Source organism: Kribbella kalugense (assembly GCF_004365875.1).
GTDB lineage: Bacteria > Actinomycetota > Actinomycetes > Propionibacteriales > Kribbellaceae > Kribbella > Kribbella kalugense.
In genome coordinates this window covers 1,848,865-1,862,006 of record NZ_SODF01000001.1, presented here as the reverse complement: position 1 = coordinate 1,862,006, position 13,142 = coordinate 1,848,865, and the positions used below count along the sequence as shown (strand labels likewise).

The 13,142-nt window shown below is 67.6% G+C and carries 10 protein-coding genes; 8 read left to right on the top strand and 2 right to left on the bottom strand.

Annotated elements, in window-relative coordinates; genetic code table 11:
• The first annotated feature begins 129 nt into the window (after window positions 1–129).
• The 5 genes from dxs (at window position 130) to EV650_RS08760 (ending at window position 7,716) form a co-directional block, all read left to right on the top strand.
• Window positions 130–2,022, top strand: a complete 1,893-nt coding sequence (dxs, locus tag EV650_RS08780) for a 1-deoxy-D-xylulose-5-phosphate synthase (RefSeq protein WP_134117135.1) — start codon at window positions 130–132, stop codon at window positions 2,020–2,022.
• A gap of 29 nt (window positions 2,023–2,051) precedes the next feature.
• Complete coding sequence (locus EV650_RS08775; protein WP_238174086.1) at window positions 2,052–3,386, top strand: hypothetical protein; 1,335 nt, start codon at window positions 2,052–2,054, stop codon at window positions 3,384–3,386.
• Between the two features lie 150 nt (window positions 3,387–3,536).
• Window positions 3,537–4,823 carry a gluzincin family metallopeptidase gene (locus tag EV650_RS08770; RefSeq protein WP_134117133.1) on the top strand — a complete coding sequence of 429 codons (1,287 nt, stop codon included), beginning with the start codon at window positions 3,537–3,539 and terminating at the stop codon, window positions 4,821–4,823.
• Window positions 4,824–4,894: 71 nt separating this feature from the next.
• Entirely contained in the window at window positions 4,895–6,373 is a 1,479-nt protein-coding gene (locus EV650_RS08765) for an APC family permease (protein WP_134117131.1), read from the top strand.
• 59 nt (window positions 6,374–6,432) lie between these two features.
• The gene (locus tag EV650_RS08760; RefSeq protein ID WP_134117129.1) at window positions 6,433–7,716 is read left to right on the top strand and encodes a hypothetical protein; all 1,284 of its coding nucleotides are present in this window, start codon (window positions 6,433–6,435) and stop codon (window positions 7,714–7,716) included.
• Window positions 7,717–7,770: 54 nt separating this feature from the next.
• Here the strand turns inward: EV650_RS08760 and EV650_RS08755 are convergent, their stop codons facing one another.
• The gene (locus tag EV650_RS08755) at window positions 7,771–9,882 is read right to left on the bottom strand and encodes a 3-hydroxyacyl-CoA dehydrogenase NAD-binding domain-containing protein (protein ID WP_134117127.1); all 2,112 of its coding nucleotides are present in this window, start codon (window positions 9,880–9,882) and stop codon (window positions 7,771–7,773) included.
• Window positions 9,879–11,078 (bottom strand): thiolase family protein, encoded by a 1,200-nt coding sequence (locus tag EV650_RS08750; RefSeq protein WP_134117125.1) that lies wholly within the window; start codon window positions 11,076–11,078, stop codon window positions 9,879–9,881. Before EV650_RS08750 ends, EV650_RS08755 begins: the two co-directional genes overlap by 4 nt.
• Before the next feature lie 175 nt (window positions 11,079–11,253).
• On the opposite strand from EV650_RS08750, the gene EV650_RS08745 reads away from it, so the two are divergent.
• Genes EV650_RS08745 through EV650_RS08735 form a run of 3 tightly spaced genes read left to right on the top strand, consistent with a single transcriptional unit; the run spans window position 11,254 to window position 13,084 of the window.
• On the top strand, window positions 11,254–11,922 hold the full coding sequence (locus EV650_RS08745; RefSeq protein WP_134117122.1) for a hypothetical protein: 669 nt from the start codon (window positions 11,254–11,256) through the stop codon (window positions 11,920–11,922).
• The gene (locus EV650_RS08740) at window positions 11,919–12,596 is read left to right on the top strand and encodes a dienelactone hydrolase family protein (RefSeq protein WP_134117120.1); all 678 of its coding nucleotides are present in this window, start codon (window positions 11,919–11,921) and stop codon (window positions 12,594–12,596) included. Before EV650_RS08745 ends, EV650_RS08740 begins: the two co-directional genes overlap by 4 nt.
• Window positions 12,593–13,084, top strand: coding sequence for a glutathione peroxidase (locus EV650_RS08735; RefSeq protein ID WP_134117118.1), 492 nt, complete (start codon window positions 12,593–12,595; stop codon window positions 13,082–13,084). Before EV650_RS08740 ends, EV650_RS08735 begins: the two co-directional genes overlap by 4 nt.
• Window positions 13,085–13,142 lie beyond the last annotated feature (58 nt).

Here is a 13,142-nt window from a genome sequence, read left to right as displayed (position 1 = left end):
CACTCCCGGGAAGCGTCTTGGAGTGTGAGATTGGCCAATGCCGGGTTCAGCACGCCGTTCCCGAGTTCGGATTCCGGGCACGGCGTGCATAGACTCAAGCATTCGAGGAAGACCTGCGGGAGGAGCTCGATGCGCGTGCTGGAGACGGTAGGAGGTCCGGCGGACCTCAAGAAGCTGACTGATCAGCAGCTCACCGATCTCGCGGCGGAGATCCGGGACGTGCTGGTCGAGACCGTGTCCCGGACCGGCGGTCACCTCGGCCCGAATCTCGGCATGGTCGAGATCACCCTGGCGATGCACCGCGTGTTCGACTCCCCTCGGGACCGCCTGGTCTTCGACGTCGGCCACCAGGCCTACGTGCACAAGCTGGTCACCGGCCGGGCGCCGAGGTTCGACACGCTCCGTCAGCAGGGCGGCCTGTCCGGCTACCCGAACCACGCCGAGTCCGAGCACGACATCATCGAGAACAGCCACGCCTCGACCGCCCTGTCGTACGCCGACGGCCTGGCCAAGGCGTACCGGCTGCGCAAGGAAGACCGTCACGTCGTCGCGCTGATCGGTGACGGCGGCCTGACCGGCGGGATGGCCTGGGAGGCGCTGAACAACATCGCCGCCGCCAAGGACCTCAAGCTGATCATCATCGTCAACGACAACGGCCGCTCGTACAGCGACACTGTCGGCGGCCTGGCCACGCACCTGACCACTCTGCGCACCAACCCGCGGTACGAGAAGGTCCTCGACCTGATCAAGAAGAACCTCGGCCGTACGCCGTACGTCGGCCCGCCGATGTACGAGGTCCTGCACGGGATCAAGAAGGGTCTGAAGGACATGCTCGCCCCGCAGGGCATGTTCGAGGACCTCGGCCTCAAGTACGTCGGACCGGTGGCCGGTCACGACCGTGAGGCGATGGAGGACGCGCTCCGCAGCGCGAAGGCCTTCGGCGGCCCGGTGATCGTGCACGCGGTCACCAAGAAGGGCTTCGGCTACGCGGCCGCCGAGCAGGACGAGGAAGACAACTTCCACCAGATCCGCCCGGCGAACAAGCCGCGCGGCTGGACCGACGTGTTCAGCGACGAGCTGGTCAAGATCGGGCACAGCCGCCCGGACGTCGTCGGAATCACCGCGGCCATGCTGCACCCGACCGGCCTGGCCGCGTTCGCGGAAGAGTTCCCGGACCGGACCTTCGACGTCGGGATCGCGGAGCAGCACGCCGTGACCAGCGCCGCCGGTCTGGCGCTCGGCGGCATGCATCCGGTCGTCGCGATCTACGCGACCTTTCTCAACCGGGCCTTCGACCAGGTGCTGATGGACGTCGCGCTGCACAAGTGCGGTGTCACCTTCGTGCTCGACCGCGCGGGCGTCACCGGTGACGACGGCCCGAGCCACAACGGCATGTGGGACATGTCGATCCTGCAGGTCGTCCCCGGCCTCCGGTTGGCCGCGCCGCGCGACGGCAAGCGCGTCCAGGAGCTCCTCAACGAGGCCATCGACGTCAACGACGCCCCGACGGTACTTCGCTATGCCAAGGGCGAGGTGTGCCCGGACATCGAGGCGATCGACCGGGTCGGTCAGATCGACGTACTCAAGCGATCCGGCAACGACGTACTGCTGGTCGGCATCGGCGCGATGGCGGCGACCGCGATGGATGTCGCGGAGCGGCTGGAGGCGCACGGCTTCGGGGTCACCGTGGTCGACCCGCGCTGGGTCAAGCCGGTGGATCCGCAGCTGGTCGACCTGGCCGCGAGCTTCAAGCTCGTCGTCACGATCGAGGACAACGGCCGGGCCGGCGGTTGCGGCTCGATGATCGCCCAGGCGATGGGCGACGCGGGGATCGAGACCCCGATCCGGGTCTTCGGCATCCCGCAGCAGTTCCTCGATCACGCCAAGCGGGCCGTCGTACTGCAGGAGATCGGGCTGACCGGGCAGGAGCTGGCCCGCGAGATCACCGAGCTGCTCTCGGAGCACCACGGTGACGCTCTGAACGCGCCGGATCCGGCCGGCGACCGCCCCGGCAACGCCTAGGCACCTCACACAGACGGAGGTGCGGGACCGTGGCTGAGGGAGGGCGGCACAGTCGGCACTCCGGCACGCGGCGCTCCTCGCGAGCGTGGCCGGTCCTGTTGTCGCTCGTCCTGATCGCGGCCGCAGGAGCGGGCGGTCTGGCGCTGCACCGCTCGAGCCAGCGCGACGACAGCTCCTCGGACACTGCGACCACCGCGCCGAACATCGACCTCGAGGCCCGGTCCGCGGCCGTCAACGAGGTGCTGACGCGACGCGCCCAGGCCGTGCTCGCCGGCAACGAGAAGGAGTTCCTCGCCGACGTCGACCCCGCGAACACCCGGCTGGTCTCGGGTCAGCGGACCCTGTTCACCAACCTCCGCGAGTTCGGCTTCGCCAAGCTGACGTATCAGCAGCTGGCCCAGCAGTACGACGACAGCATGGTGCAGAAGTACGGCCCGTCGACGTACCTGGTCGCCGTCGCGATGACGTACCAGATCCGCGGCATCGACCTGGGCCCGGTCCGCGCGATGCTCGGCTACACCTTCACCCAGCGGCCGAACGGCACGTGGATGCTGGTCTCCGACTCCGACCTCGACAAGCGCCTCCCGCGCGGCTCGCACGAGGAGGCGTGGGACACCGGCCCGGTCCTGGTCAAGCGGGCGCCGCGTGTGCTGGTGGTGGTCGAGAGAGGCCAGGACTCGCTCGCGAACAGCCTGATCTCGATGTCCACCAGCGCCGTCCAGGCCGTCAGCAAGAGCTGGCCCGGCGGCTGGAACGGGTCCGGCGTGGTGATCGCGCTCGACGACAAGATCGTCCGCGGCGCCGACTACACCCAGCCGATGAACGCGGAGGACGCGCTCGCGATGGCGACCTTCGTGTACCGCACGTTGCCCGGCGAGGTCACCGGCGCGGGGGAGCGGGCCGACTCGTACGTCGTCATCAACCCGCACAACCGGGACAAGGTCGACGCGCGCACGCTGGCCCACGAGTTCACCCACGTCGCGACCGCGCCGTACGGAGCGTTCGCCCCACGCTGGATGGTCGAGGGAGCCGCGACGTACGTCGAGTTCCTGCCGATGGCCGGGCAGAAGGATCTCGCGATCACGCAGTACCGCCAGGACGTCCGGACGAAGTACCTGGCGAAGGCGACGGGTCTGCCGCCGGACGCGACGTTCTTCGACCACGCGGACAGTGCGTATCCGCTGTCGTGGCTCGCGCTCGACTACCTGTTCCAGCGGTTCGGCGGGACCGAGGTCGGCACGCTGTACCGCGAGCTGGCCGCGATGGGCTCGACCCAGAAGGAACGGGACCGGATCATGCTCGAACACGTCGGGATGACCGAGGCCGGACTTTTCCGCGCCCTGAAGGCTGCCGCGGCAGCATAAAGCCGCGAGGGTCGAGTAGGGTAGCCCGGCTGCGACCATCGGGTACTCGGAGGGGAACCACCCGAAGTGAGTGCAAACACGCCTGATTCTGGGCCTGAATCTGGGCCGCCGCCGACCCGCCCCGGTCGTTGGCTGGGACTTGTCCTGGCGGTGGCTCTGGTGTCGGGCGGCGTGGTCTACACCGTTGAAGAACGCGAGCAGGACGCCCGCAACCGGCCGGCCGCCACCCGGACAGTCAGTCCGCCCGCGGCGAAGGCGAGCAAGCCGTCCCGGGTCGCCGCCCAGATCGCCGCGCGCCGGGTCGCCATCGACACGATCCTGCTCCGCCGTGCCCAGGCTGTGGAGGCCGGCAACGAGAATCTGTTCCTCGCCGATGTCGATCCGGCCAACAAGAAGCTGCGCGCCGAGCAGAAGATCCTGTTCGCGAACCTGGTCGAGATCGGGTTCAGCGAGATCGGCTACAGCCAGGCAGAGGAACGCTTCAACCCCGCGGTGGTGCGGGCACACGGCAGTACGACGTACCTCGTTCGCGTGCTGATGCGCTACCAGATCCCGAAGATCGACTTCACGCCGGTGACGACCGAGCTCGGCTACACGTTCGTGGACCGGGCCGGCCGTTGGGTGCTGACCGACGACAACGACCTGGACAGCGACCTCGGCCCGGGTGCGCACCGCGAGGTCTGGGATCTCGGCCGGATCGAGCTCCAGCGTGGGCCGCGAGTACTGGTGGCTGTCGAGAAGGGCGACACCAAGCGCGGGCGGGCGATCGTCACGGCGGCGACCGAGGGCCTCAACGAGGTGACGGCGTACTGGCCGCGCAGGTGGAATGGATCGGTCTTCATCATCGCGCTCGACGAGACCGATGTCCGCGACGCGCGGTTCGCCGACGAGGACATCGAGTCGGCGGCCAGCACGGGCTCGACGTTCTCGTCGCTGCCCGGTCAGGACACCGCCGACGGTACGGTCGCCGGCGGCTACATCGTGATCAATCCGAACGAGCGCGACCGGGTCGACGAGATCCTGCTGTCGCACGAGATCACCCACGTCGCGACCGCGGACCTCGGCGGGTACGAACCGCTCTGGCTGGCCGAAGGCGCCGCGGAGTACGTGTCCTGGAAGGGCATCGAGGCGATCAGCGGACCGGCCGAGGTGGCCAAGTGGGAGCAGGAGGTCATCGACGACGCGATGCCGCAACTGACCTCGCTGCCGAGCGACGCCGGCTTCTACCAGAACTCCGCCGACGTGTACGGCGTGAGCTGGCTGGCGGTCCGGTACCTGGTGCAGCGGATCGGGCTCGACAAGGTCGAGGACCTGTACGAGGACATGGCGATGAACGGCACCGACCAGGCGTCCCGGGACCGGATTTTGCTCAGCCGGAGCGGGCTCACCGAAGCGACCCTGTGGACCTCGCTGGCAACATACACGCCACAACGCTGAGTGGCGGATTGACCTCATCGCGTCAGAGGGGCAATCTCGTAGGGGTTTTCGTCCACCTCGAGGAGGCGCAGATGAGTCTTGTGCGGAAGAAGACGATCGAGCAGTCGATCGCTGATACCGACGAGCCGGAGTACCAGCTCAAGAAACGCCTCACCGCCATCGACCTGACGGTCTTCGGCATCGGCGTCATCATCGGCGCCGGCATCTTCACCCTGACCGGCCGTGCGGCCAAGCTGTACGCCGGTCCCGGCATCGCACTGTCCTTCGTGCTGGCCGCCTTCTGCTGTGCGCTGGCCGCGCTGTGCTACGCCGAGTTCTCGTCCACCGTGCCGGTGTCCGGTTCGGCGTACACGTTCTCGTACTTCTCCCTCGGCGAGATCTTTGCCTGGATCATCGGCTGGGACCTGCTGCTCGAGCTGATGCTCGGGGCAAGCGTCGTCTCGCAGGGCTGGTCGACGTACGCCAAGCTCTTCCTCGACGAGATCGGGTTGGGCTGGCCGGACTCGATCGGGCCGGACAGCCATGTGAACGTGCTGGCGATGCTCCTGGTGCTGGTGCTGGCGACGCTGGCGACGATCGGGATCAAGGAGTCGCTGCGGGTCAACCTGGTGCTGGTCGGGATCAAGCTGTTCGTGGTCCTGTTCGTGATCATCGCCGGCCTGTTCTACATCAAGAGCTCGAACCTGACGCCGTTCATCCCGCCGAGCATCCCGTCGCCGAACGCGCACGTCGATCTCACCACGCCGCTGATCCAGGCGATCTTCGGCGCACCGTCGACGTTCGGCGTGATGGGTCTGATCTCGGGCGCGTCGCTGGTGTTCTTCGCGTTCATCGGGTTCGACGTGGTCGCGACCACGGCCGAGGAGGCGAAGAACCCGCAGCGCGACCTGCCGCGCGGCATCATCGGTTCGCTGGCGATCTGCACCGTGCTGTACGTGCTGGTCTGCATCGTCATCACCGGCATGGTGAAGTACACCGACATCAGCGGTGAGGCTGCGCTGGCTGAGGCCTTCCGTTCGGTCGGCCGCGGCGGCTTCGCGACGTTGATCTCCGCCGGTGCGGTCGCCGGTCTGACCACCGTCGTACTGACGCTGATGATCGGCGCCGCCCGGGTCGTCTTCGCGATGAGCCGGGACCACCTGATGCCGCGTCAGCTCGGCAAGACGCACCCCAAGTGGGGTACGCCGTACCGCCTGACCATCGGGATCGGTGTGGTCGTCGCGATCATCGCCGGTGTGACCCCGATCGGGAAGCTCGAGGAGATGGTGAACATCGGCACGCTGGCCGCGTTCACCCTGGTGTCGATCGCCGTACCGCTGCTGCGGAAGAGCCGGCCGGACATCAAGCGGTCGTTCACGGTGCCGTGGAACCCGGTGATCCCGATCCTGGCCGCGGTCATCTGCGTCTACCTGATGCTGAACCTGTCGCTGGAGACCTGGCTGCGGTTCGCGATCTGGATGGTGCTCGGCTTCGTCATCTACGCCTTCTACGGCTACAAGCGGAGCCGGGTGGGGCTGGAGGAGAAGACCGGCGAGGCTCAGAAGGCTTGACCGGCTCCCCTCGGACGGTCGGTTAGGATCAGCCGATCGTCCGAGGGGGACCACAGCAGATGAACCACCCGAAACGCCTGCTTGCGGGCGTTGCCGCGCTGGCGCTGACCGCGTCCGGCGCGGTTGTCGCCGTCCGGGCCTGGAACGGCGAGGCGGGAGCACCTAGCGCGATGGCCGTGGAGGCTACCCGCGCTCCCACAACGCAGGTCGTTGTCGTCGACACGAAGGCGATCAACGTTGTGCTGGCTCGTCGGTCGGCCGCCGTACTCAAGGGCGACCTGAAAGGCTTCCTGGCCTCGGTCGACCCGAAGCAGGCGGACCTGGTCGCGCGCGAGCGGCTGCTGTTCGTGAATCTGCGGAAGTTCGGGTTCAGTTCGCTTCAGTACTTCACCGCCGATGCGTTCCGGCCGGTGCCGAACCTGGTCGCGAAGTTCGGGCCGACGACGTACTCGACCCGGGTGATGATGCGGTACCAGCTGACCGGGCTGGATCCGCGTCCGGTGCAGACCGATCTCGGGTACTCGTTCGTCCGACGGGCCGGCGCGTGGGTGCTGGTCGACGACACCGGGACCGACGAGTTCCTCAGCTCGGACGGGCACCGCCAGCCGTGGGACTTCCAGGAGGTCCAGGTGGTACGGCGCGGTCCGGTCGTCGTGGTCGTGGACAAACGCGAAGCCAGTCTCGGTACGAAGGTCGCGCAGGTCGCGGAGAAGGCGGTCAAGTCGGTCCGCAAACACTGGAAGCGGCCGTGGAACGGCGCGGTCCTGGTCGTCGCGATGCCGCAGGACCGGGTGATGTCGACGATCTGGACAACCGGCACCGGGGACGGCTGGACGATCGCGGCGAAGGCCGTGACGCTGTTCGAGGGCGAGCAGCTCGGCAAGCCGATCGGCCGTCCGATCGGCAGCCGGATCGTCGTGAACCCGGCTCTGCGCAAGCGCCTCGACAAGGACCTACTCGTCCACGAGATGACGCACGTGGCGACGTCGACGCTCGGCATCGCCACCCCGATCTGGATGGTCGAGGGCCTGGCCGAGTACGTCCGCTGCCGGTCGATCGAGGACGATCCCCACTGGACCGTCGACCCATACCGCAAGCGCGTCAAAACGGCGTACCTCCCGAAGCTGACCGCACTCCCCGACACCACAGTCTTCGACACCAACGCAGACCGCGCCTACGGCACCAGCTGGTGGATCGTCGAGTACCTGGCCCACAACCTAGGCGAAAAGAAACTAGCCACCCTCTACACCGAAATGGCCCAACACGGCGACTCGGTCCTGAAGAAAGACACCGGCCAAACCCCAGCCCAAATCGTCGCCGGCGCAAAGAAATTCAAGGGCTGAAAGCGGGCGGGGACCTGAAATTACAGGTCCCAGCCCGCCGTTGCCTGTCTCAGGTCAGGTGAGGCTGGCTACGCCTCGGGGGAGGAAGCGGGTGCCGTTGACTTTTTCGGAGATGCCGGTTCGGTCTAGGTAGGGGGTTATGCCGCCTAGGTGGAAGGGCCAGCCGGCGCCTAGGAGGAGGCAGAGGTCGATGTCCTGGGCCTCGGCTACTACGCCTTCGTCGAGCATGATCTTGATCTCTTCGGCGAGGGCGGTGAGGGTGCGGTTGCGGAGTTCGTCGGCGGTGGAGGGCTTGTCGCCGACCGATACCAGGGCCTCGACCTCCGGGTCGACGACCGGCTTGCCCTCGGGCCAGGTGTAGAACGAGCTCTTGCCTGCGGCAACAACCTTCGCCAAGTTGGATGAGACGGCGAACCGGTCCGGGTACGCGCGGTTCATCGTCTCCGCCACGTGTAGCGCGACCGGGAGTCCGACCAGCTGCAGCAGGACGAACGGCGGCATCGGCAGGCCCAAGGACGACAACGCCTTGTCGGCAAAGGGAATCGGCGTACCTTCGTCCACCGCCGCGCTGACCTCGCCGAGGAAGCGGGTGAGCAGACGGTTCACCACGAAGGCCGGTGCGTCCTTCACCAGCACGCACGACTTCTTCAGCTTCTTGCCGACCGCGAAAGCCGTCGCCAGCGACGCGTCGTCGGTCCGGTCCGCGCGGATGATCTCCAGCAGCGGCAGCACCGCGACCGGGTTGAAGAAGTGGAACCCGACCACGCGCTCCGGGTGCTCCAGGTCCGCCGCCATCTCGGTCACCGACAACGACGAGGTGTTCGTCGCCAGGATCGCGTCCGGCCGGATGATCTTCTCCAGGTCGGCGAAGATCGTCTTCTTCAGCTGCAGTTCCTCGAACACGGCCTCGATCACGAAGTCCGCATCCGCGAACACCGAGCGATCCACCGACCCGGTGACGAGCGCCTTCAGCTGGTTCGCCTTGTCGGAGCGCAGCCGGCCCTTCGCGAGCAGCTTGTCGATCTCGCCGTGCACGTACCCGACCCCGCGGTCCACGCGCTCCTGGTCAAGGTCCGTGAGTACGACGGGAACCTCGAGCCGCCGTACGAACAGCAGCGCCAGCTGACCCGCCATCAGGCCCGCGCCGACGACGCCGACCTTGCTCACCGGCCGCGCCAGCGACTTGTCCGGCGCACCGGCCGGCCGCTTGGCCCGCTTGTTCACCAGGTCGAACGCGTACAGCCCGCTCCGCAGCTCCTCGCTCAGGATCAGGTCGGCAAGCGCCTCGTCCTCGGCCGCGAACCCACGGTCCCGGTCGTTGTCGCGAGCCGCCGCGATCAGGTCGAGTGCCCGGTACGGCGCCGGCGCCGCGCCACTGACCTTCAGATCGGCAAACGCCTTGCCCCGGGCAACAGCCGCGTCCCAGGCATCGCCGCGGTCGATCTCCGGCCGCTCGACCACAACGGAACCCGTCAGCACCTTCGAAGCCCAGAGCAGCGACTGCTCGAGGAAGTCGGCCGACTCCAGCAGTACGTCGCCGATGCCGAACTTCACCGCCTCCGGCCCGCTGAGCATCTTGTTCTGGTTGAGCGCGTTCTCGACGACGACCTTGACCGCGTTGTCCGCGCCGATCAGGTTCGGCAGCAGGAAGTTGCCGCCCCAGCCCGGGATCAGGCCGAGGAACACCTCCGGCGTCGCGAGCATCCCAGCGGCCACCGACACGGTCCGGTACGTCGCATGCAGCGCGACCTCAAGCCCGCCGCCGAGGGCCACACCGTTCACGAACGCGAACGAAGGCTTCCCGCCGTCGATCAGCTTCCGCATCACGCCGTGCCCGATCTTGCCAAGCGCCAGCGCCTGCTCCCGCTCGGTCAGCTTCGGTACGCCGGTCAGATCGGCACCCGCGGCCAGGATGAACGGCTTGCCCGTGACACCGATCGCGACGATCTCGTCCCGGGCCAACGCCGCGTCCAGAGCCTCGTTCAGCGACCCCAGACCCTTGGGCCCGAAGGTGTTCGGCTTGGTGTGGTCGTGCCCGTTGTCCAGCGTGATCAGGGCCATCGTGCCGGCCTTGTTCGGGAGTACGACGTCCCGCGAGTGCGCGAGCGTGACGACCTCGTCCGTCGACAGCGCCGACGCCGAGTCGATCAAATCCTGCAGGCTCACTTCGAGGTCCCTTCCCAGTTCGGGTTCTCCCAGATGACGGTTCCGCCCATGCCTAGGCCGACGCACATGGTGGTGAGGCCGTAGCGGACCTCGGGGCGCTGCTCGAACTGCTTCGCCAGCTGGTTCATCAGCCGTACGCCGGACGACGCGAGCGGATGTCCGTAGGCGATCGCACCGCCGTACGGGTTGACCCGCGGGTCGTCGTCGGCGATGCCGTAGCGCTCCAGGAACGCCAGCACCTGAACGGCGAACGCCTCGTTGACCTCGAAGGCCTCGATGTCGTCGATCGTCAGCCCCGCCAGCTTCAGCGCCTTGTCGGTCGCCGGGATCGGGCCGACGCCCATCACCTCGGGCTCGACACCGGCGAAGCCGTACGAGACCAGCTTCATCTTCGGCGTGAGACCGAGCTCCTCGGCGGCCTCAGCCGACGTCAGCACGCACGCGGTCGCGCCGTCGTTGATGCCGGCCGAGTTGCCGGCGGTCACCCGGCCGTGCGGACGGAACGGCGTCTTCAGTCCGGCCAGGTCCTCGACCGTCGTACCAGGCCGCATCGGCTCGTCGGTGGTCGCGTAGCCCCAGCCCAGCTCGGCCGAACGGGTCGCGATCGGGACCAGGTCGGGCTGGATCAGGTCGTTCGCGTAGGCCTTGGCGGCGCGCTCCTGGGAGGCGGCGGCGAAGGCGTCCGCGCGCTGCTTGGTGATCGTCGGGTACCGGTCGTGCAGGTTCTCGGCGGTCGACCCCATCACCAGGGCGGAGGTGTCGACCAGCTTCTCGGAGATGATCCGCGGGTTCGGGTCGACGCCCTCGCCCATCGGGTGCCGGCCCATGTGCTCGACACCGCCGGCCACGACCACGTCGTACGCACCGAAGGCGATGCCGGCCGCGGTGGTGGTGACGGCGGTCATCGCGCCGGCGCACATCCGGTCGATCGCGTACCCGGGGGTGGTCTGCGGCAGGCCGGCCAGCAGGGCCGCGGTCCGGCCGATGGTCAGGCCCTGGTCGCCGATCTGGGTGGTGGCCGCGATCGCGACCTCGTCCACCCGCTCCGGCGGGAGACCCGGGTTCCGCCGCAGCAGCTCCCGGATGCACTTGATCACCAGATCGTCGGCGCGGGTTTCGGCGTACTGGCCCTTGGCCTTGCCGAACGGGGTGCGAACGCCGTCGACGAACACGACATCGCGGATCTCACGGGGCACGAGGGCCCTCCTCTGGGGGTCGGGAAAGCTAACTCGATGCTACCCGTGAGTAACAGAACCACCAAAGTACCCGCGCGTGTGCGGCTGCTCACAAGAGAAGGAGGTGAGGGCAAGCCGTGGCGGATGGCGGGGAATCGGCGCATGCTGGTGGCAGGTAGCTATGGGGAGCCGTTCAATGAACAACCTTGATCTCGCCGTACCGGTCCTGAGCCGGGGCAAGCACCGCAACCCTCGCAAGGGCGCCTGCTTCATGGAGTTCGCCTCCTACCTGGCCGGCGAACCGTGGTCCGACCATCCAGGCTGCACGCATGCGCTGCTCGCGGGCGTCGCGCGCGACGTCAACGACTGTACGACGGACTCCGGGCGGTCGCGGCTGGCTCCGCTGATCCCCTCGGTGATCGGGCTGACGCCTGAGGACCCGCACGTCGTACCGCGGGTGACGGCACGCTGCATCCAGCACGCGTTGCCGATCGTCTCGCAGGAGCGCCAGTACATCCTGGCCGTGGCGTTGCTGGTGGGGGAGAAGCAGTTGGCCCTGCTGGACGGACGGCCGCTGGACGACATCGAGCCGGACTCGCTCGCGGTGCTGAAGTCGGTCCCGTCGGCGACGAAGTGGGCTCGTGCGTTCACCGGACGCTCGCGCCGCGCTACGCCTGACTTCGCCCGCCGTACGGCGCCACGCGCGGTGTCGTGCGCGGTCGAAGGCATCTCGCAGGCCTGCGTACCGAACCCGGACGACCGGCTGTACCAGTTGCTCCTCGACGCCATCGCCGAGACCAAGTCCTGGATGCCGGCACCTGCACCGAAGGCGGTTCCCAGGGAGGTCGTACGCTTCACCGTGTGACCTTGGAGATCGACACCGGTTCAGGTTCATTGCCAGTCCACGAGTGGGGTTCCACAGACGCCGACGCGCCCGGTGTGCTGCTTCTCCAGGAGATCTTCGGCGTCTCCGACTACATCAAGCAGCGTGCGGCGGATCTGCACGCCCTTGGGTACTACGTGATCGCGCCGGAGATCTACTGGCGGCTGGACGACACCGAGCTGGACGAGTCCTCGCCGGAGCTCCTGCCGCGGGCGATGGGAATCGTCCAACGCCTCGACTGGGATCAAGCCGTCAAGGACGCCGTTGCCGCCCTGGAGTACCTGCAGGCGCGAGGCAAGGGTGCCGGAGTGGTCGGCTTCTGCTTCGGCGGCGGACTGGGCTTCAACGTCGCGGCCGTGGCGGCACCGGACGTGCTCGTGAGCTACTACGGCTCCGCGCTGAAGCAGTTGGGCGACCTCGCACCACAGGTGACCGTGACCAGCCTGCACCACTTCGGCAACACCGACGCGTACCTGGACGTCGACGAGATCGTCCCGATGCTGGGTGATGCCGAGATCCACCGGTACGACGATGCCGGTCACGCGTTCGACAATCCGCTGCCTATGTTCCACAACGCTGACGCGTCCGCGCTGGCATGGCGTCGTACCGAAGACTTTCTTGCCCGTCATCTCCCAACCTCCCAAGGATCAGAATGAGCTTGTACGACATCCCGTTGACCACCCTTTCCGGCGCTGCGACCTCGCTCGGCGAGTACAAGGGCAAGGCTGTTCTCGTTGTGAACGTCGCGTCGAAGTGTGGACTGACGCCGCAGTACGAGGGTCTTGAGAACCTGCAGAAGAAGTACGCGTCGCGTGGCTTCACCGTGCTCGGTGCCCCCTGCAACCAGTTCGGCGGCCAGGAGCCGGGGTCGGCCGAGGAGATCGAGACCTTCTGCTCGACGACGTACGGCGTCACATTCCCGATGCTGGACAAGCTCGAGGTGAACGGCGATGGCCGGCACCCGCTGTACGCCGAGCTGACCCAGACACCGGACGCCGAAGGCGAGGCCGGCGACATCCAGTGGAACTTCGAGAAGTTCCTGATCAGCCCGGTCGGCACGATCGCCGCCCGCTTCCGCCCGGGCACCGTGCCCGAGTCCGACGAGGTCATCGCCGCGATCGAGACCCAGCTCCCGAAGAACTGACGCCACCCGTCCCCACCACCTGACGACGCGGCGGAGACACCACCCCCACCCCCGAGCG